19 protein-coding genes are annotated in these 20,121 nt (G+C 64.2%); 18 read left to right on the forward strand and 1 reads right to left on the reverse strand.

The window, feature by feature from the left end; all coding sequences use genetic code 11:
- Positions 1-63 precede the first annotated feature (63 nt).
- The 13 genes from IGX34_RS06015 to IGX34_RS06075 all read left to right on the forward strand — a co-directional run bounded on the left by IGX34_RS06015 (position 64) and on the right by IGX34_RS06075 (position 9,944).
- The gene (locus tag IGX34_RS06015) at positions 64-789 is read left to right on the forward strand and encodes a beta-ketoacyl synthase chain length factor (RefSeq protein WP_192554782.1); all 726 of its coding nucleotides are present in this window, start codon (positions 64-66) and stop codon (positions 787-789) included.
- Positions 765-1,559, forward strand: coding sequence for a lysophospholipid acyltransferase family protein (locus IGX34_RS06020; RefSeq protein ID WP_192554783.1), 795 nt, complete (start codon positions 765-767; stop codon positions 1,557-1,559). Before IGX34_RS06015 ends, IGX34_RS06020 begins: the two co-directional genes overlap by 25 nt.
- The gene (locus IGX34_RS06025) at positions 1,556-1,816 is read left to right on the forward strand and encodes a phosphopantetheine-binding protein (protein WP_192554784.1); all 261 of its coding nucleotides are present in this window, start codon (positions 1,556-1,558) and stop codon (positions 1,814-1,816) included. The genes IGX34_RS06020 and IGX34_RS06025 overlap by 4 nt, the downstream gene beginning before the upstream one ends.
- Complete coding sequence (locus tag IGX34_RS06030) at positions 1,813-2,361, forward strand: COG4648 family protein (RefSeq protein ID WP_192554785.1); 549 nt, start codon at positions 1,813-1,815, stop codon at positions 2,359-2,361. Before IGX34_RS06025 ends, IGX34_RS06030 begins: the two co-directional genes overlap by 4 nt.
- Positions 2,358-2,984 carry an ApeI family dehydratase gene (locus IGX34_RS06035; RefSeq protein WP_192554786.1) on the forward strand — a complete coding sequence of 209 codons (627 nt, stop codon included), beginning with the start codon at positions 2,358-2,360 and terminating at the stop codon, positions 2,982-2,984. Before IGX34_RS06030 ends, IGX34_RS06035 begins: the two co-directional genes overlap by 4 nt.
- A complete protein-coding gene (locus IGX34_RS06040) occupies positions 2,981-3,949 on the forward strand; it encodes a lysophospholipid acyltransferase family protein (protein WP_192554787.1) in 969 nt (322 codons plus the stop codon). Before IGX34_RS06035 ends, IGX34_RS06040 begins: the two co-directional genes overlap by 4 nt.
- Positions 3,939-4,388 (forward strand): acyl-CoA thioesterase, encoded by a 450-nt coding sequence (locus IGX34_RS06045; RefSeq protein ID WP_192554788.1) that lies wholly within the window; start codon positions 3,939-3,941, stop codon positions 4,386-4,388. The genes IGX34_RS06040 and IGX34_RS06045 overlap by 11 nt, the downstream gene beginning before the upstream one ends.
- The gene (locus tag IGX34_RS06050; protein WP_192554789.1) at positions 4,385-5,098 is read left to right on the forward strand and encodes a class I SAM-dependent methyltransferase; all 714 of its coding nucleotides are present in this window, start codon (positions 4,385-4,387) and stop codon (positions 5,096-5,098) included. The genes IGX34_RS06045 and IGX34_RS06050 overlap by 4 nt, the downstream gene beginning before the upstream one ends.
- Positions 5,099-5,330: 232 nt before the next feature.
- Positions 5,331-6,521 (forward strand): beta-ketoacyl-[acyl-carrier-protein] synthase family protein, encoded by a 1,191-nt coding sequence (locus IGX34_RS06055; protein WP_192554790.1) that lies wholly within the window; start codon positions 5,331-5,333, stop codon positions 6,519-6,521.
- The gene (locus IGX34_RS06060; protein ID WP_192554791.1) at positions 6,518-6,982 is read left to right on the forward strand and encodes a hotdog family protein; all 465 of its coding nucleotides are present in this window, start codon (positions 6,518-6,520) and stop codon (positions 6,980-6,982) included. Before IGX34_RS06055 ends, IGX34_RS06060 begins: the two co-directional genes overlap by 4 nt.
- Complete coding sequence (fabG, locus tag IGX34_RS06065) at positions 6,975-7,703, forward strand: 3-oxoacyl-ACP reductase FabG (protein ID WP_192554792.1); 729 nt, start codon at positions 6,975-6,977, stop codon at positions 7,701-7,703. The genes IGX34_RS06060 and fabG overlap by 8 nt, the downstream gene beginning before the upstream one ends.
- Positions 7,704-7,737: 34 nt before the next feature.
- Positions 7,738-8,172, forward strand: coding sequence for an excinuclease (locus tag IGX34_RS06070; RefSeq protein WP_192554793.1), 435 nt, complete (start codon positions 7,738-7,740; stop codon positions 8,170-8,172).
- Positions 8,173-8,786: 614 nt separating this feature from the next.
- Positions 8,787-9,944 carry an isovaleryl-CoA dehydrogenase gene (locus IGX34_RS06075; RefSeq protein WP_192554794.1) on the forward strand — a complete coding sequence of 386 codons (1,158 nt, stop codon included), beginning with the start codon at positions 8,787-8,789 and terminating at the stop codon, positions 9,942-9,944.
- Between the two features lie 81 nt (positions 9,945-10,025).
- On the opposite strand, the gene IGX34_RS06080 is transcribed toward IGX34_RS06075, so the two are convergent.
- Complete coding sequence (locus IGX34_RS06080) at positions 10,026-12,905, reverse strand: autotransporter serine protease (protein WP_192554795.1); 2,880 nt, start codon at positions 12,903-12,905, stop codon at positions 10,026-10,028.
- A gap of 240 nt (positions 12,906-13,145) precedes the next feature.
- Here IGX34_RS06080 and IGX34_RS06085 point away from each other — a divergent pair, with 240 nt between their 5' ends.
- The 5 genes from IGX34_RS06085 to IGX34_RS06105 all read left to right on the forward strand — a co-directional run bounded on the left by IGX34_RS06085 (position 13,146) and on the right by IGX34_RS06105 (position 19,828).
- Positions 13,146-14,330 carry an acetyl-CoA C-acyltransferase gene (locus IGX34_RS06085; protein ID WP_192554796.1) on the forward strand — a complete coding sequence of 395 codons (1,185 nt, stop codon included), beginning with the start codon at positions 13,146-13,148 and terminating at the stop codon, positions 14,328-14,330.
- Positions 14,331-14,483: 153 nt separating this feature from the next.
- The gene (locus tag IGX34_RS06090; protein ID WP_192554797.1) at positions 14,484-14,804 is read left to right on the forward strand and encodes a hypothetical protein; all 321 of its coding nucleotides are present in this window, start codon (positions 14,484-14,486) and stop codon (positions 14,802-14,804) included.
- A gap of 151 nt (positions 14,805-14,955) precedes the next feature.
- Positions 14,956-16,563, forward strand: coding sequence for a carboxyl transferase domain-containing protein (locus tag IGX34_RS06095; protein ID WP_192554798.1), 1,608 nt, complete (start codon positions 14,956-14,958; stop codon positions 16,561-16,563).
- Between the two features lie 134 nt (positions 16,564-16,697).
- Positions 16,698-18,389 carry a molecular chaperone HscC gene (locus IGX34_RS06100; protein ID WP_192554799.1) on the forward strand — a complete coding sequence of 564 codons (1,692 nt, stop codon included), beginning with the start codon at positions 16,698-16,700 and terminating at the stop codon, positions 18,387-18,389.
- On the forward strand, positions 18,386-19,828 hold the full coding sequence (locus IGX34_RS06105) for a J domain-containing protein (protein ID WP_192554800.1): 1,443 nt from the start codon (positions 18,386-18,388) through the stop codon (positions 19,826-19,828). Before IGX34_RS06100 ends, IGX34_RS06105 begins: the two co-directional genes overlap by 4 nt.
- The last annotated feature ends 293 nt before the right edge of the window (positions 19,829-20,121 follow it).

Consider the following 20,121-nt stretch of genomic DNA (forward strand, 5'->3'; position numbering starts at 1 on the left):
GCCCCCTCACCCCAGCCCTCTCCCCGCAGGGGAGAGGGAGCAGCTTGAGGTAACCGTGAAGCGATGAACTTCATCATCGACCAATGGCGCGCCTGGGCACCAGGCCTGGACAGCGACGCGGACTGGCTGGCCTGGTCGCGCCAGCCGGTACGCGTGCCCGACGGCGATGCGCAACCCAGCTGCGATTTCCTGCCGCCGATGCAGCGCCGCCGGCTCAGCCGCCTGGCGCGCATGACGCTGCATGTGGCGTGGCCGTTGTGCGCCGAAGACGAACAGCTGCCGTTCGTGTTTGCTTCCCGCCACGGCGAAACGCCGCGCACCTATGCCTTGCTGAGCGAGGTGGCCGAGCAGCAGCCGCTCTCGCCAACTCAGTTCGGCCTGTCGGTGCACAACGCGATCGCCGGGCAATGGTCGATCCTGCGCGGACAGCGCGGCGAGTCGGTGGCGATCGCCGGCGAAGCCGATACCTTCGAGCACGCGCTGGTGGAAGCATCCGCGCTGCTCGACGACGGCGCACCTGCGGTGCTGGTGGTGCTGGCCGAGGAATATCCGCCGGAGCCCTACCGCGACTGGATCGACGATGTGCCGTTTTCGTATGCGCTGGCGCTGCGGCTCAAGCGCGCCGGCAGCGGCGAAGCGTGGCAACTGCAACTGGAGCCGAACCGCGAAGACGCCGCCGTGGAAGCATGGCCGCACGCGCTGAATGTCATCCGCGCGCTGCAACTGCGCAGCGATACCCTGGTACACGCCTGGAAAACACGTCGATGGATCTGGCAACGGATTCCGTAAGGCGCTCGGGCGCCGGCAATTACCTGTGGCGCCTGTTCGCCACCGGCGCCAGCTTCGTGCTGTTCGGCCTCGGCGGCCTGGTGCTGCGCTTGCTGGTATTGCCGCTGCTGGGCTTGTTGCCCGGCGACGCCAACGAGCGCCGCCGCCGTGCACGTGCCGCCATCAGCAAGGCGTTCTACCTGCACGTGCAGTTCATGTATCGCAGCGGCGTGCTGAGCTACCGCTTCGATGGCGTGGAAAAGCTGGGGCGGCCGGGCCAGATGATCATCGCCAATCATCCCTCGCTGATCGACGTGGTGTTTTTGATCGCGCATATCCGCGATGCCAACTGCATCGTCAAGCAAAGTCTGTGGCGCAATCCGTTTACGCGCGGGCCGGTGTGCCGGGCGCACTACATCAGCAACAACGGCAGCCCCGAGATGCTCGAGCAGGCCGCCGATGCGTTGCGCGCGGGCGAAACGCTGATCGTGTTTCCCGAAGGCACGCGCACCAAGCCGCAGTGCCCGCCGGTATTCCATCGCGGGGCGGCGGCGATTGCGCTGCGCGGTGCACAGGTGATCACGCCGGTGTTCATCACCGTCACGCCGACCACGCTGACCAAGGCCGAGCCCTGGTACCGCATCCCTCCGCGCCGCGTGCAGGTAAGCCTGCGCGTGGGCGCGGATATCGACACCGAAAGCTTCAACGCCCAAGCCGCCATGCCGATCGCCTCGCGACGGCTCAACCAGCATCTGCATCAACTTTTCCTGAGGGAGCTTGCGTCATCGTGAATGCCCTGCAGCAAGACATCGCCCAACTGATTATCAACACCCTCAACCTGGAGGATGTCACCGTCGCCGATATTCCGCCCGATCTGCCGCTGTTCGGCGAAGGATTGGGCCTGGATTCGGTGGATGCACTGGAACTGGCGCTGGCGCTGCAGAAGCGCTACGACATCCGCATCGCATCCGATTCCAAGGATGCGCGCCAGCATTTCACCACGGTCGCCAGCCTGGCTGCGTTCGTGCAGGCACAGCAGGAAGCATGAAGAAACTCGCTTCCATCCTGCTGCCGCTGGCGGGCGTGCTGTACCCGTTCGTGGTGTATTTCGGCATGGATCGCGTGCCGCCGCCGATGTTTGCATTGGTGCTGGGTGCAATCTGGCTGATCCGCGCACCGTCGCTGCTCAAGCAGCCCGGCGGCAAGCTGATGCTGGGTGCGGCGCTGACGTATTGCGCCCTGCTCGCCTTCAGCGGCAACGAACTGCTGGAACGCTGGTATCCCACCCTGATCAGCGCCTTGCTGCTGTGCGCCTTCGGCCTGAGCCTGATCTATGGGCCGCCGCTGGTGGAACGCATTGCGCGGGTGCGCGAACCGGATCTGCCGGACGAAGCCATTCCCTATACGCGCAAGGTCACCTGGGTGTGGGTAGGTTTCTTCGTCTTCAACGGCCTGGTCTCCGCCGCGCTCACCTTATGGGCGCCGCTGGCCTGGTGGACGCTGTACAACGGTCTGCTGGTGTACTTCATCATGGGCACGCTGTTTGTCGGCGAATGGCTGTTGCGCCGGCGTCTGCGAGGCCGTGCGGCATGAGCCTGGACCTGGTCCGCATTGCCGAGCAGTTGCGCGCCCATGCCTGGGTGAACGATGCCCGCTGCGGGCATGCCGGTGCGGATGCCGTGGGCATCGTGCTGGCGCTCAGCAGCGCCGGCATCCAGGCGCTGTGCCAGCACGGCCGCGCGCAATTGCTGGATAGCTTGCAGCAGGCTACCGGCTGTGCGGGCAACGTGATTACCTGGCGTTTGTTCGATGCCCTGCCGCCCTCGGCCACCGCATTGCAGATCAATGCCTGGCTGCAATCGCCGTTGCCGCGCGAGGCCCTGCTGCTGGAAGAAACCATGCACGCCGACGCATGGACGCTGGCACTACGCGTGCCGGTGGACCTGGCGTATTTCCCCGGGCATTTCCCAAACGCGCCGGTGCTGCCGGGTGTGGCGCAGATCGAATGGGCGCTGGCCCTGGCGGCGCCACGACTGGGCACGCCCTTGCGCTGCCATACGATGGAAGCGCTGAAATTCCAGCAGCTGCTGCGGCCGGGCGATCGGGTGGATCTGCGCTTGCAGCACGATGCCGCGCGGAACAAGCTGCATTTCGCCTATCGTTACGGTGAGAAAGCTTTTTCGTCGGGTCGACTGGCATGGAGTGCCAACGCATGAACGAACAGATCGCCAGCCAACGCCATTGGTCCACCCAGAAGGAACGCGGCAGCCTGTTCCTGATGCGTCTGACTGCGCTCAGCGTGCGCCTGTTCGGCCGCCGCCTGCTGGCGCCGGTGCTGTATCTGATCGTGCTGTATTTCTTTGTGTCGGCGCGCAGTGCGCGGCGGCATATCCGGCAATACCAGCGCTATCTGGCGGCTTGGAGCGGCAATCCTGCATTACAGCCGACGCTGGGCAGCGTGTTCGGCCAGTTCATCGCCTTTGCCGACAACCTGCTCGACCGCCTCGACGTATGGCGCGGGCGCCTGCGCTTCGAGCAAGTGCAACTGGTCGATCCATCCGGCATCCGCCCGCGCCTGCTGCGCAGCCAGCACGGCGGCCGCGGCGAGATTCTGGTGGTGACGCACCTGGGCAATCCGGATGTATGCCGCGCGATGGCGGAGCTGGGCGAACAGGTGCCGTTGAACGTGCTGGTGCACAACCGCCACGTGGCGCAGTTCAATCGCCTGCTCGGCGAAGCGGGCGATCGCAGTATGCGGCTGATCCAGGTCAGCGAACTGGATACGGCGATGATGATGGACTTGTCGCAACGCGTTGAGCGCGGCGAATGGCTGGCAATTGCCGGCGACCGCGTGCCGCTGCATGACGGACGGCGCGTGACGGTGAATTTCCTCGGCCACCCGGCGGCGTTTCCGCAAGGCCCGTGGCTGCTGGCCGGCCTGCTGCGCTGCCCGGTGAACCTGCTGTGCTGCCTGAAGGTGGATGGGCGCTATCGCATCCATCTCGATCCGTTCCTGGACAGCGCCGGCTGGGAACGCGGGCGGCGCGACGCGGCTATCGCCGGCTGGGTGCAGCGCTATGCCGACCATCTGGCCACGCAGTGCCTGCTGGCGCCGCAACAGTGGTTCAATTTCTACGATTACTGGCAGAACGCCAGCGCGGAGGCCACCGATGCGAACTAGCGGCGTATTGCATACCAGCGTCGAGATCCTGGTGCCGTTCTTCGATGTGGATTCGATGGACGTGGTCTGGCACGGCCATTACGTGAAATACCTGGAAGTGGCGCGCTGCGCCCTGCTCGACGAGATCGGCCACAACTACACGCAGATGCGCGACTCCGGCTATGCGTGGCCGGTGATCGACCTGCAGCTGCGCTACGTGCAGGCCGCCCGCTTCGGCCAGACGCTGCGCGTGCGCGCCGACCTGGTGGAATGGCAGAACCGACTGTTGATCCACTACCTGATCCAGGACCGCGACAGCGGCCAGCGCATCACCCGCGCCAGCAGCGTGCAGGTTGCGGTAAACATGGCCAGCGGCGACATGCAGCTGGTATCGCCCGATGTATTCGTGCAGGCGGTGGAGCGCCGCCTTGGCCAGCTTCCGCGGACATCCGTGACATGAATTACGCCAGTCCTACTTACGTCGAAGAAACCCGTATCGGTTTCCATTTTCTCCGCAGCCATACCTGGCAGCACCACGTGCTGCGCGTGGCGATCAACGATCTGCAACGCATGGTCGGGCGGCCGCTGCCGCTGGGCGGCACGCTGCTGGATGTCGGCTGCGGCCAGGGCAAATCCTTCCGCCTGCTGCACGACGCCTTCGAGCCCACGCGCATGCTGGGACTGGATGCCGATCCGCACAGCTTGCTGCTCTCCAGCGCCGAAGCCGAACGCGAAGAGCTAAAGGTGGAATTGCTCACCGCCGACTGCGCCGACATTCCGCTGCCGGACCATAGCGTGGATATCGTGTTCTGCCACCAGACCTTTCATCACCTGGTGGAACAGGAGCGCGCCCTGGCCCAGTTCTGGCGCGTGCTCAAGCCTGGCGGCTGGCTGCTGTTTGCCGAATCGACCAAGGCCTATATCGATACCTGGGTGATCCGCTGGTTTTTCCGCCATCCGATGCATGTGCAGAAGACCGCGGAGGAATATCTGGACATGCTGCGCCAGCAGGGTTTCGAGTTCGGCCCGCAGAACGTGTCGTTTCCGTATTTGTGGTGGAGCCGTTCCAAGGATTTCGGATTGCTCGAACGCTGGGGGCTGCGCGCAGCGCCGCCGCCGGGACAGCGTGAGGAAACGCTGGTCAATGCAGCGGTGCGCAAACCTGCATGAAACCCTGCTTTCAATATCGCCCTGCCGCGGCCCCCACCGTCATCCCGGCGAAGGCCGGGACCCAGCGCCTTTCTCGCGCGCAAAGACGCTGGGCCCCGGCCTTCGCCGGGGTGACGGGATGTTTGGTCGGGATGACGAGATGTGTGGCCCGGGTGATGGGATATGTGGCTGGGATGACGGGATGTGCGGCAGGGCTGACGGAATGTGGTGCGACGGGAGATAGGTGCCAGCCATGAACACTTACCTCAATGCACTCGGCGTGATCTGCAATCTCGGCAGCGGCAAGTCCGCCGTGGCCGAAGCCTTGTTCGCGGGCGACGACCGCGGTATCCGTCCCACCGACGGCTGGATTCCGGGCCATCACCCGCCGCTCGGCAACGTGCAGGCGCAACTGCCGGCGATACCGGAAGCGTTGCGCGGGCACCGCGATAATCGGAATAACCGCCTGCTGCTGGCTGCCGCGCTGCAAATCGAAACGGATATCCGCGCGGCCATCGCACGCTATGGCCAGGCGCGCATCGGCGTGGTGCTCGGCACCAGCACCACCGGTATCGAGGAAGCCACGCAAGGCATCGGCGGCTACCGTCGCGACGGTGCATGGCCGGCGGATTACCGCTACGCCCATCAGGAACTGGGGGCGCCGGCCGAATTCCTGGCCGAATGGCTGGAACTGGCGGGCCCCAGCTACAGCATTTCCACCGCGTGTACTTCCGGCGCGCGCGCGCTGCTGAGTGCGCAGCGACTGTTGCGCATGGGGCTGTGCGATGCGGTGCTGTGCGGCGGCGTGGATACTTTGTGCCGCCTGGCCATCAACGGTTTCCATGCGCTGGAAGCGGTGGATATGCAGCGCTGCGATCCGTTTTCCAGGCATCGCCGCGGCATCAATATCGGCGAAGCGGCGGCGCTGTTCCTGATGACGCGTGAGCAAGGCGCGGTGCAGTTGTTCGGCGGCGGCGCGAGCTCGGATGCATACCACATGTCATCGCCCGATCCGCAGGGGGCCGGCGCGCAGCAGGCGATGCGCGAAGCCTTGCGCAAGGCTGGCCTGGAGGCGACGCAGATCGACTACATCAACCTGCATGGCACCGCCACCGAACACAACGACAGCATGGAAAGCCGGGCGATTGCCGCGATGTTTCCGCCGGGAGTGCCGTGCTCGTCCACCAAGTCGCTGACCGGTCATACGCTGGCTGCGGCCGGTGCGCTGGAAGCTGCCTTCTGCTGGCTCAGCCTGGTCGACGAACGCACTGAACGGCGCCTGCCGCCGCATGTATGGGATGGCGAAGCGGATACCGCGTTGCCGCCCCTGAACCTGATTCCGCCCGGCAGCCATCTGCCGGCGCAAGGGCGCCGCTATCTGCTGAGCAACTCCTTCGCCTTCGGCGGCAACAATGCCGCGCTGGTGCTGGGAGATGCGGCATGAACTGGCCGGTTGCCGACGTGCTGCCGCATGCGGGCGAGATGATTTTGCTCGATCGCATCGAAGCACTGCATAGCGAACGCATCGTCTGCAGCAGAACCTTGCGTGCCGGCGGCATGTTCCAGGATGCACACGGCAACCTGCCGGCCTGGGCCGGGGTGGAATTGATGGCGCAGGCGATTGCCGCCTGGTCCGGCTGCCGCGCGCGCGCCGAACAGCAGCCGGTGCAACTGGGCTTTCTGCTCGGCACGCGGCAGTATCGTTGCAATGCAGAAGTCTTTCCGCTCGGCGCATGCCTGCGTATCGAAGCCGAGCGGGATTTTCACGACGAGCACGGCATGGCGGTATTCAGTTGCCGCATCGATGCCGGCGAGCTGCACGCCGAAGCGCGCTTGAATGTCTACCGTCCGCCGGATGCGGAGGCATTTTTCCAACACCTTGCGGGAGCGACCCAGCATGACTGACACCGTCCTGGTCACCGGATCCAGCCGTGGCATCGGGCGCGCCATCGCCTTGCGTCTGGCTCACGCCGGCTACGACCTGGTCCTGCATTGCCGCAGCCGCCGCGACGAAGCCGAACAGGTGCGCGAGGCGATCCATGCGCTGGGCCGCAACGCCCGCGTGCTGCAGTTCGATATTGCCGAGCGCCAGGCCTGCGCGGCTGCGCTCGAAGCAGATGTGGCGGAACATGGTGCCTATTACGGCGTGGTGTGCAATGCCGGACTCACCCGAGACGGTGCATTTCCCGCGCTCAGCGACGAGGACTGGGACCAGGTACTGCGCACCAACCTCGATGGTTTCTACAACGTGCTGCATCCGCTGATCATGCCGATGATCCGCCGCCGTGCCGCCGGGCGCATCGTCTGCATTACGTCGGTATCGGGCCTGATCGGCAATCGCGGGCAGGTGAATTACAGCGCCTCCAAGGCGGGCGTGATCGGCGCGGCCAAGGCGCTGGCAGTGGAGCTGGCCAAGCGCAAGATCACTGTCAACTGCGTGGCGCCGGGGCTGATCGATACCGACATGACCAGCGCCGAGGTACCGCTGGAAGAGATTTTGAAAGTGATTCCGATGCAGCGCGCCGGCACCGCGGAGGAAGTCGCCGCCGCGGTGCAGTTTCTGCTCAGCACAGAAGCGGGCTACATCACGCGGCAAGTGCTGTCGGTCAACGGCGGCCTGTGCTGAAACCTCAACCTTCCACCGAAAGGAGATCGCCGGCATGAAAGCAAGCACCCTGGCGCTGATCGCGCTGCTGTTGGCCGTACCCGGTCTGAGCATGGCCGCCGACAAGATTGTGCACTTCCCGTACCAGGATGCGATCGATGCCGCCACCAAGGCCGGCAAGCTGGATGGCACGGTGAAGTTCTACTTCGCCGGCAATACGCCGAATGGCCAGGTGACGGTGCTGGATGAAATGACGATCAACCGCAAGACCAACGCCTTCGGCAAACAGGACCGCACGACCTGCGACTGGGTGCTGCAGTCGGTGCTGATTGCGCTGCAGGACTCGGCGAAGAAGGCCGGTGCAAATGCCGTGGTCGATATCGTCAGCGATTACGACAACGAGTATCGCGATGCCCAGAACTACGAATGCCATGTGGGCTTTTTGATGTCCGGCGTAGTGCTGAAAGGCAAGCTGGCAAAAGTGCAGTAAAACCCATCCCACCGGATTCACTCCCGCTCCCCTCCGGGGAGAGGGCCGGGGTGAGGGGCCGCGCTTGCCTCAGGCAACACGACTGACGCGCAGTCAAAGCTTTTCATCCATCGTCACAACTACCTTCCCGGCAAGGTTGCCCCCTCACCCCAACCCTCTCCCCACAGGGGAGAGGGAGTAATACCCCGCGTACTGATGGGCTGTGCAGTCAAAGCTTTTCTTCCCTCGCCACAACTATCTTCCCAGCAAGATTGCCCCCTCACCCCTGCCCTCTCCCCGCAGGGGAGAGGGGGTAATACCCCGCGTACTGATGCGCTGCGCAGTCAAAGCTTTTCTTCCCCCGCCACAACTACCTTCCCAGCAAGATTGCCCCCTCACCCCAGCCCTCTCCCCGCAGGGGAGAGGGAGTAATACCCTGCGCACTGATGGGCTGCGCAGTCGAAGCTTTTCTTCCCTCGCCACCACTACCTTCCCGGCAAAATTGCCCCCTCACCCCAGCCCTCTCCCCGCAGGGGAGAGGGGGTAACACCTCGCATACTGATGCGCCGCGTCAGACCCCGCACCCCGCCCTGCGCTACACTTTGCCGGCTAAATCCCCGCCCCAGGAGTCCGTGATGCGTCCGTTCCCGCTCGGTGAAGAGATCGATTTGTTGCGTGAAAGCGTGGCGGCCTTTGCGGAGAAGGAGATCGCTCCACGTGCCGCCCACATCGACCAGGAAAACCTGTTCCCGCACGACCTGTGGCGGAAGATGGGCGACCTGGGCCTGCTCGGCATCACGGTGCCGGAGGAATACGGCGGTAGCGGCATGGGTTTCCTCGCCCATATGGTGGCGATGGAAGAGATCTCGCGCGCCTCGGGCTCGGTAGGCTTGTCGTACGGCGCGCATTCCAACCTGTGCGTGCAGAACATCTTCCATAACGGCAACGAAGCGCAGCGCCGCAAATACATTCCCAAGCTGTCGTCGGGCGAATACGTGGGTGCGCTGGCGATGAGCGAGCCCGGCGCGGGCTCGGACGTGGTCGGCTCGATGAGCTGCAAGGCCGAACAGCGCGGCGACGTGTGGGTGGCCAACGGCACGAAGATGTGGATCACCAACGGCCCCGATGCCGATGTGCTGCTGGTCTACATGCGCACCGCGCCGCGCGTGGCAGGCAGCCGCTGCATGACGGCCTTTATCGTCGAAAAAGGCATGAAGGGTTTCAGCACCGCGCAGAAGCTGGACAAGCTCGGCATGCGCGGCTCCAACACTTGCGAACTGGTGTTCGAGGATTGCGAAATTCCCGCCGAAAACATCGTGGGCGAAGTGAACGAAGGCGTGCGCGTGCTGATGAGCGGGCTGGATACGGAGCGCCTGGTATTGTCCGGCGGCCCGATCGGCCTGATGCAGGCGGCGCTGGACCTGGCGTTGCCCTATGTGCGCGAACGCAAGCAGTTCAATGCACCGATCGGCACCTTCGGCGTGATGCAGGCGAAAATCGCCGACATGTATACCAAGCTGCAGAGTTCGCGCGGCTTCGCCTATATGGTGGCGCGCGAGTTCGATGCGGGCTTCAAGTCGCGAATCGATCCGGCGGCGTGTCTGCTCAATGCGTCGGAGCATGCGGTGCAGGTGGCGCTGGAGGCGATCCAGACGCTGGGCGGCAATGGCTATATCAACGAGTTCCCGGCCGGACGCCTGCTGCGCGATGCGAAACTGTATGAGATCGGCGCGGGCACCAATGAAATCCGGCGCATGCTGATTGGGCGCGAGCTGTTTCACGGCAAGGCGTGAGCCACCGATATACCTCAGCGTCATTCCGGCGCAGGCCGGAATGACGCTGAGCAACGTGGATGCGCTGGGGCCGTTCCCGCTTTAGAACCGCAAGCTGTAATTGAGCGTCCCCATCGCCGCCCGCTCATGCTGGGCGCTGTACTCATCCACGCCGAACGACAGGTTCGAGCGCAGCGAGAAACGCCAGTCCAGCGACAACCCCGCCACACTGCCGTAGCGCGACAAGCCAATGCCTTCGATCGGGGTGAACTGCTGCACGGCGGTGAAGCTCGCATTGGGCAGCACGCCATGCATGGCGAAGGCGTCCTGCCATAGCAAGCGCGCCTGCAGGCTCAGCTGGGTGCCGTTGGCCATGGTCCACTGGCGCGAACTGCGCAGGCCGAAACCGCCCTGCCAGCGCTGGATGGTCTGCGTATTCGACATCAGCCCGAAGCCATCGCCACCGGCTTCGTTGAAACCATCACGCTCCACCGTGGCGTATTCAAGGTCTGCGTAAGGTGTGAACTTCCAGTTGCCGAAGTTGAAGCGATAACCACTCTCGCTGTACGCCACGTCATAGCGTCCATTGCTGAAGCTCGAGACGCCGGCGGTCTGTCCACCGAGAATCAGCTCGCGCCGCGTATTCTGCCAATCGCTGCCAACGCCGAAGCGGCCCATCGCATACCAATTGCCGCTGACCACGCCGCCATAAATCATGCCTTCCAGCGCGCGGCTGAAGCCCTGGTCCGCACTTTGCTCCAGATTGCCCAGCCCTTGGCTTTGGCTGATCGCATAACCCACGATGCCGCCATTGCCGATGCCGCGGTCGCCGCCGATCATCGCGCCGTTGAGCTGAAAGCCCAGGCTGTCGAAACCGCTGCGCGAGAGGCTGCCCTGGTAACCCAGGTTCTGCGACCAGCTCTGGAATTTATTCAGCGCGAGCTGCTGCGGATGATCGAGCAGATTGTCGAAGCGGTCGGACAAGGCACGCGTATCGGCGTCGATGGCTTCGAAGGTCATCGCCGCGCTGGCCGCGTACATCTGGCCGGAAAGGCTGTTCAAGGATTGCTGCATGGCCGCCACCGACGACGTCTGCTGCAGATTCGCTGCACCGTTGACGAAGCTGCCCGGCAGGGCCTGCGCGCTGGCACCGTTCTGGATCGCGCTGTTGATGGTATTGAAGGCACCCTGCACGCGCTCGGCGGCAGCAAACGTAGCGGCGGAATACGGCAGCCCCTGAATGGTTGCCACGTTGACTTGCGTCACATTGAGGTATGCATCGTTTGCGTCGTAAGCCAAGGTCGCGGTCAGCAACACGGACGATGGTGTGGTGATGCCGCCGACGAAGGTGCCGGTCAGACCCTGTGTCGCAGACAACACGGTGGTTTTGTTGTTGACCTTGTAGCCCGTATCGGCGCCGTAGACATACAACGAGGCATACGCGCCGGGATTGTTGACCAGCGTGGCGCTGCCATTGATGACCAATGCCGATCCCAGCGGCACCGCCAGGCGGCCGCCGCTCTGGGTGTAGGCGCCGGTCATGGTCAGGTTGCTGCTGCCGACCACCAGGCTGCCTTGATTATTGGTCACCGCGCCATTGATCAGCGGAATCGACGCATTGAGTGAACTGCCGGTGATCGCCAGGGTCGCGTTCGGCGCAATAGTGACGTTCGAAGCCAGCGACACCGCATTCAAGGTACCGCCGTTCACCGTAGTGCCACCGGTATAGGTGGCAGGCTGGCTGAGCGTGAGCGTGCCCGGGCCATTCATGACCAGGCCGCCCAAACCCGAGATCGGATTGTTCCAGCTCGAATTGCCGCTGAAAGCCACCGTGACATCGCCCCAGTTGAACTGCTCCGGGCCGTTCACCGCTGCGCCGACATTCAGCACGCCATAGCCGAAGGTGGTATTGGGCTGCGCGCCGATGGGCGTGGCGGTGCCCAGCAGCGTCTGCTGTACCAGGTAATTGGAGAAGTACGGATAGGCCTGCCACACCAAGGCCGCGGCACCGGATACCGCAGGGGCCGCAAACGAGGTGCCTTCAACGATGTAGTAGCTGGGATTGGTGGTGGTGGCGAGGGTGTCCTTGTCCAGCACGATCACATCGCCCGGCGCCGCCAGGCAGTAACTTTTTGCCTGGCCGCACTGGTTGGAATAACTGTCCAGCTGGGTGGGGTTGTTGCTGTTCAAGGCCACCGCTACCAGCCAGCCCTGCTGTAGTGCCGCGTCTTTCGCCACGGTGGGCAGCATGGCAATGGTGCTGGGATTGGTCTGCGAATCGTTGCCCGCGGCAAATACCACCAGGCCGTTGTGCTGCGTGACGAAGGACGAATACGCCGCATCGAAAGCCTGGTTCAAAGATGCATTGGTGGTATCCCAGGTAATGCCGCCCCAGGAATTGTTCATGATCTGCACATTGCTGCTGATCATCTGGGCGGTGACGCTCTGCAGGAATTGCGCGTCGGAGGTGGTGACCTGCGAAGGTGCGGAGGAGCCGTTATCGTCGGGGGCGTTGTCGTCGATGATGCGTGCCGACACCAGGCTCGCACCCGGCGCGATGCCGCCGGCAAACTGTGCGAACGGTGCGCCGGCGGCAACCTGCGCCACCCAGGTGCCATGCCCCACCACATCGGGAATGGCGGTGTTGTTCTGGCTTGGATCGACATCGATGATCTGCTGGATCACCCGCCCGGCCACGGCCGGATTGTTCGGCATGATGCCGCTGTCGACCACGCCGATGGTTACACCCTTGCCGGTATAGCCCTGGATGTGCGCGGCATACGTGTTGGTGATGGCGAGCTGCGCATTGATCGGCGGCGTCGGCACATTGCTGCTGGGCGACGGTGTAGGCGTGGGCGAGGTGGACGAGGACGACTTGACGTTGCTGCTGCCGCCACCTCCCCCGCATGCGCTCAGACCCAGCGCAAGGCAAATCAAGACGGCGACTTCACGGCGGCGCCAGGCCGGCATTCCGGTTGCCATAGCACTTACCCCTATTGACTATGTTGGTCCCCACAACACATCGGCATGCCGCCATCCCAGAGGCGACATGCGTGCATAGCTTATGCGCATGATTTATAGGAAAGCGAGCGCAACAGCGCCGTGATTTCTCACGAAAAATTCAAGTTTGCTGCTTTGCATCGAGGGCTGCGATAATCCGCAAGTTATTTCCCCAGCGTGGCCCTTGGCGGGGTACGCACCAAAGCTCCTTCGGAGACCAGCATGTCGGACGTCAGCGTTGTTATTGCAGGTGCCAAGCGCACCGCCATCGGCTCTTTCCTCGGCCAGTTCACCGGCGTGCCCAGCCCCAAGCTCGGCGCCACCGCGATCCGCGCCGCCCTTGAGCAGGCCGGCATCGCCGCCGCGGATGTGGGCGAGGTGATCATGGGCTGCGTGCTGCCGGCCAACCTCGGCCAGGCCCCCGCCCGCCAGGCGGCGCTGCAGGCCGGCCTGCCGGTCGGCACCGGCTGCACCACGGTCAACAAGGTGTGCGGCTCGGGCATGAAGTCGATCATGCTCGGCCACGACCTGATCAAGGCCGGCTCCGCCGCCATCGTGGTGGCCGGCGGCATGGAATCGATGACCAATGCCCCGCACATGGTCAACGCCCGCACCGGCATCCGCTACGGCGACGGCCAGCTGGTCGACCATATGGCCTGGGACGGCCTGACCAATCCCTATGACGGCAACGCGATGGGCGTGTTCGGCGAACTGTGCGCCGACAAGTACCACTTCACCCGCGAGGAACAGGACGCCTTCGCCATCGAATCGGTGAAGCGCTCGCAGGCCGCCCAGGCGGCTGGCGCCTTCGCCGGCGAAATCGTGCCGGTGACCGTGTCCGGCCGCAAAGGCGACGTGCAGGTAGACACCGACGAGCAGCCGGGCCGCTCGGACATCGGCAAGATCCCCACGCTCAAGCCCGCGTTCCGCAAGGAAAACGGCACCATCACCGCTGCCAGCTCGTCCAGCATTTCCGACGGCGCGGCCGCCGTGGTGCTGCTCAGCGCCGACGATGCCAAGGCCCGCGGCATCGCGCCGCTGGCGCGCATCGCGGCCCATGCCACCCATTCGCAGGAACCGGAGTGGTTCACCACCGCGCCGGTGTCAGCTATCAGCAAGGTGCTGGACAAGGCCGGCTGGAAGGTGGCCGACGTGGATCTGTTCGAAATCAACGAAGCCTTCGCCGTGGTGGCCATGGCCCCGATGCGCGAGCTGGGCATCGCGCACGACAAGCTCAACGTCAACGGCGGCGCCTGCGCGCTCGGCCACCCGATCGGCGCCAGCGGTACGCGCCTGGTGGTGACCCTGCTCAATGCCTTGAAAACCCGCGGTTTGCGTCGTGGCGTAGCGGCGCTGTGCATCGGCGGCGGCGAAGCCACCGCCATCGCCGTGGAGCGTTTGGACTAGGCAAAAGCGGCCGCCGATTGTCCGCGAGGGCCTTGTCGCCCCCTCGGCTGTTAATGCGGCATGAAAGTTGTTCATAAAACTGGTAGCGCACTTAACACGAACGCGCTATTAATAATCGTGCCAATTGGCATTCCACGGCTAAGGAGATCCATCATGAAGTTCACGCGTACCCTTCTCGCCTCCGCGCTCGTCGCGCTGCTGGCGGCTTGCAGCAATGGCGCGCAGGATTCCGCGCAGGACGCACAGAAGTCGGCTGACCAAGCCCAGCAGGCAGCCTCGCAGGCTGCTGATCAGGCTCAGAAGGCCGCTGCTTCCGCTTCCACCGCTGCCGCCCCGGCTGCTGCTCCGGCTTCCACCGCTGCTGCTCCGGCTGCTGCTCCGGCCTCCACCGCCGCCGCTCCGGCCGCTGCCTCCACGGCTGCTGGCCAGGCGATGAAGGCTGATGCCGGCAAGGACGCTTCGAAGGGCAACTAATCCTTCGTCAGGAAGCTTCCATGAAACCGGCCGCCTTCGGGCGGCCGGTTTTTTTGTGCGTGCACCATCACCCTGGTTGCAAGCGCAAATGCAGAAGGCCGCCCTGCACCGTTATCATCCGGGGTTTGCCCAGACGGTCGCAGTACCAGCCATGAGCGTCCTCACTTCGCAGATCGATCCCCGTTCCCCCGAATTCCAGGCCAGCAGCGCCGGCCTGCGCAGCCTTGTCGACGACCTGCGCCGTGAGATGGCGCGCAGCGCCGAGGGCGGCGGCACCAAGGCGCGCGAGAAGCACACCGCGCGCGGCAAGCTGCTGCCGCGCGAACGCATCCGCGCCCTGCTCGACCCGGGCTCGCCGTTCCTGGAGCTGTCGCCGCTGGCCGCACACGGCATGTACGACGACGCGGCACCCGCCGCCGGCGTCATCACCGGCATCGGCCAGGTGCACGGCACCGAAGTGGTGATCGTTGCCAACGACGCCACCGTCAAGGGCGGCACCTATTTCCCGATGACGGTGAAAAAGCACCTGCGCGCGCAGGAAGTGGCGCTGGAAAACCGCCTGCCGTGCATCTACCTGGTCGACTCCGGCGGCGCCTTCCTGCCGCTGCAGGACGAGGTATTCCCGGACAAGGAACACTTCGGCCGCATCTTCTACAACCAGGCGCGCATGTCGGGCCTGGGCATTCCGCAGATCGCCGTGGTGATGGGCTCGTGCACGGCCGGCGGCGCCTATGTGCCGGCGATGAGCGATGAAACCATCATCGTGCGCGAGCAAGGCACCATTTTCCTGGGCGGCCCGCCGCTGGTGAAGGCCGCCACCGGCGAAGTGGTGGATGCCGAGGCGCTGGGCGGCGCGGACGTGCACACCTCCGTATCGGGCGTGGCCGACCATTTCGCCGAGAACGACGCGCATGCGCTGTCGATCGCGCGCGACATCGTCGCCAGCCTCAACCGCAAGAAGCCGATGCCGCTGGCCTTGCAGGCTCCGGCGGAGCCGCGTTACGCGGCGGAAGAACTGTACGGCGTGATTCCGCAGGATACGCGCCGCCCGTTCGATATCCGCGAAGTGATCGCACGCATCGTCGACGGCTCCGAATTCCATGAATTCAAAGCCCGCTACGGCAAAACCCTGGTATGCGGCTTCGCGCATATCCACGGCTATCCGGTCGGCATCGTGGCCAACAACGGCATCCTGTTTTCCGAGTCGGCGCTGAAGGGCGCGCACTTCATCGAGCTGTGCAACCAGCGCAATGTGCCGCTGGTGTTCCTGCAGAACATCACCGGCTTCATGGTCGGCAAGAAATACGAGAATGCCGGCATTGCCAAAGACGGCGCCAAGATGGTTACCGCGGTGGCCTGCTCGCATGTGCCGAAGTTCACCGTGGTGATCGGCGGCAGTTTCGGCGCCGGCAACTACGCCATGTGCGGCCGCGCCTATGGCGCACGCTTCCTGTGGATGTGGCCCAACGCGCGCATCAGCGTGATGGGTGGCGAACAGGCTGCCAGCGTGCTGGCCACGGTGAAGCGCGACGGCATCGAAGCCGGCGGCAAGAGCTGGAGCGCGGAGGAAGAAGAGAACTTCAAGGCGCCGATCCGCGCGCAGTACGAGCAGCAGGGACATCCCTATTACGCCAGTGCGCGCCTGTGGGACGACGGCATCATCGATCCGGCCGATACGCGGCGCGTGCTGGGGCTGGCGATTTCGGCCTCGTTGAATGCGCCGATCGAGCCCGGCCGCTACGGCGTCTTCCGCATGTAATGCGCGCCCATATGGGCGTAGGTTGGGTTAGCGCAGCGTAACCCAACAATGCCCAGCTTCGATGGAAATCTGTTGGGTTACGCTGCGCTAACCCAACCTACGTGTGACGCAAGGATGTACAGGGGAAATTGGTAATGATCGTCGGCATCGATCTGGGCACCACGCATTCGCTTATCGGTTACTACAGCGATGCGGGTCCGCAACTGTTTCGCAACGCGCTGGGCGATTACCTTACGCCCTCGGTGGTCAGCGTCGACGAAGACGGCCATATGCTGGTCGGCGAAGCCGCACGCGACCGCCTGATCAGTCATCCCGCTGCCAGCGTCGCCGCTTTCAAGCGCTGGATGGGTACGGCGCGCGAAACGCAGCTAGGCCAGCGCAGCTTCCGTCCGGAAGAACTGTCCGCGCTAGTGCTGCGCTCCCTGCTCGCAGACGCCGAAGCCGCGCTGGGCGAGAAAGTGCGGGAAGCCGTGGTCAGCGTGCCGGCTTATTTTTCTGACGCACAACGCAAAGCCACACGCGCGGCAGGCGAACTGGCCGGCATCAAAGTGGAGCGGCTGATCAACGAACCGACCGCCGCCGCGCTCGCCTATGGCCTGCAGGAACGGCGGGAAGGCAGCCGCTTCCTGGTCTTCGATCTTGGCGGCGGCACCTTCGACGTATCCGTGCTGGAGATGTTCGAAGGCGTGGTGGAAGTGCATGCCAGCGCCGGCGACAACTACCTCGGCGGCGAGGATTTCCTCGACCTGCTGCAGAACAGCTGTCTGGCCGAGCTGAAACTGCACTCCGCGGATTTTTCCCCGGCCGAACGCAGCCTGCTGCGCCGTCGCCTGGAAAGCGTCAAGCGCAGCCTGAGCCAGCAAGCGGAAGTATCGGTAGAGGCGCAGATCGGCAAGCACGAGATCAAGTGGCGCATCGACCAGGAGCGCTTCCTGCAGCTGGCCGATCCACTGCTGCAGCGCATGCGCGCGCCGCTGGAACGTGCGCTGCGCGACGCCCGCCTGCGTCCCGAGCAGCTCGACGAAATCGTGCTGGTCGGCGGCGCAAGCCGCATGCCGCTGGTATCGCGCCTCACCGCGCGCATGTTCGGCCGGCTGCCGCTGCGCCACGTCAATCCGGATGAGGCGATTGCGCTCGGCGCCTGCGTGGCTTCCGGCCTGAAAAGCCGCAACGCCAAGCTGGAAGAAATCATCCTGACCGATGTCTGTCCGTACACGCTCGGTGTGGAGATCGGCCAGCGCGATGCGCAGGGACATGTGCAAAACGGTTTGTTCTCGCCGGTGATCCAGCGCAACAGCGTGGTGCCGGTCAGCCGCGAAAGCAGTTACTTTCCGATGGTCGAACAGCAGGGCAGGCTTTCGCTGAAGGTGTATCAGGGCGAGAACCCGCTGGTGGAAAACAATATCAAGCTGGGCGAGCTGGAAATTCCGCTCAATCCCGGCCTGAGCATTGCGCAGAACGAAGTGGTGGTGCGCTTCACCTATGACATCAACGGCGTGCTGCAGATCGAAGCCACGCCAAAGTCCAGCGGATTGCGCCACGAACTGGTGCTGGAGCAAAACCCGGGCATGCTCAGCGAAGCGGAAATCCGCGCGCGTCTGGCCGCCTTGTCCGAGCTGAAAATCCATCCGCGCGACAAGCAGGAAAATATCGCCCTGCTCGCGCGCGCCGAACGCCTGTTCGAGGAACATCTGACCGCCCGGCAATTACTGCAGCAGTGGATCGGGCAATTCCGCCAGAGCCTGGAAAGCCAGGACGAACGCATGATCCACGAGCATCGACAGCAATTCAGCACGGCGCTGGATTCGCTGGAAACGCAGCTGTGAACTGGGCGTTCGAGTTGCTGGGACTGCGACCGGATGCGGACGCGGCAAGCATCAAGCGCGCGTATGCGCAGCTGTTGCGCAGCACGCGTCCGGATGAAGATCCGGAAGGGTTCCAGCGTCTGCATGCGGCGTACAAGACCGCCTTGGCGCAGGTGAACACCGCTGCGCCGGCAGTCGTGGCGCCGCCCCCGCCACTCGGCAGCAACGCCCCATCCACGCCGGCCACGCCGTCGACCGCAACTCGACCGGAGCCGCAGGCGGTAGCGCAGCCAAGGCCCGTACCGACAATCAATATCGGTGCCTTGGCCGGTGAAGTCATTCGTGTTGCAACCGGCGATAGCCGCAAGCTGACGGCCTGGTTGCAGGCCCGTCAGGAGTTCTGGTCGATCCAGGTCAAACAGCAGACGGCTCAGGCAGTCATGCAGCGCCTGTTCCAGCAGCCGCAGGCGATGTCGGCCGAGAGCCTGAATGCTCTGCTGAAATTCTTCGACCTGGACCATGTACTGTCGGGCATCAACCCGTATGCACTGCAACAGCTGCGCCGCCGCCAGTCGCTGCAGTGGGAGCTGACGCCGGAACATCATTACGAATTGATGCAGCGCATCCAGCTGCGCCGCAATGGCCGCCCGGATCAGCGGGCACTACAGCACTATCTTGCGCTGTTGCAGCAACCGCTTACCTGGCTTGCCGTGGTCAAGACGGTGCTGCGCGGTGGCGCGCTCGATCGGCTCGGGCATTTTCTGCAGGCGCTGTGCCAGGGCCATCTCGACGATCTGCCCGCTTCGTTCGATCGGCGCAGCGTGCAGTTCTGGTACAAGGCCAATCATGCCGGCGCCATGAGCGGCCCGCGCTTTGCGGTCAATACGCTGCGCGTGATCGTCATCGGGTTTGTCTGCGCCCTGCTCGCCAGCATCGTCTTCGCCATCAGCTTCAGTGCCGGCAGCATGCCGGGCAAGGATGCGCTGCGCCTGGCCTCTACCTTTTCATTCGCCATCGTCGGTGGCGTGGTAGGTGTGTGGCTGATGATCGCGGGCTGGATTTACCTGGACGACTGGCAAGGCCTGCCGGAATCCACCGCATCACGCCGGCCATGGTTGCGGCGCCTGTTGATCCCCGCGCTATGCACCATCGGCTTCGGGCTGCACGAACTGGGCGCATCCGATTACATTGCCGGCCCAATGGTGTTCGTCAGTCTCTTCTTGGCACTGCGCCGGTTCCGTCGGCGTTATGCACCGCAAGCACCGCGACGTGCATTGCGGCTGCGCGCAATGCTGCCATGGATCTATCTGTGCGGCATCGGCATCAGCGCACTGATCCATCTGCAAACGGATTCCGACTTTCCGGTCGTGCCCGCCGCCTTCGCAGTCACGCTCTGCACCTGGCTCGCCGACATGTGGCGCCATCGCGCCCACGTGCATCCGCGGTTTGCACGCAGCTGATTGCGACGCTGCATTCGTCAGCATTGCGCAAGCTCGCCTACACCGCTTCATCACATCCACATCAAGTTCACGTTCACCAAAACGTGACGAAGGCGCACGCCACTTAAACACCCTTGCCGTCTGCAATGCTGCAGAAAGATTCATGTCATGCGCGGCGGTTGTGATCGTCGCTTCGGCTATGGCGCACTGCGCTTTTGGGGAAGACCGGGCGGACCGGTCAAGCCGGAGCCGCTTAGGGAGGGCGGCAGTCGATAACGCATGGAGATGCGTCCACTTCTATTCGACGATAAGGA

Origin of the sequence: Dyella acidiphila (genome assembly GCF_014863405.1) — a bacterium.
In the GTDB taxonomy this organism is placed as follows: domain Bacteria; phylum Pseudomonadota; class Gammaproteobacteria; order Xanthomonadales; family Rhodanobacteraceae; genus Dyella_B; species Dyella_B acidiphila.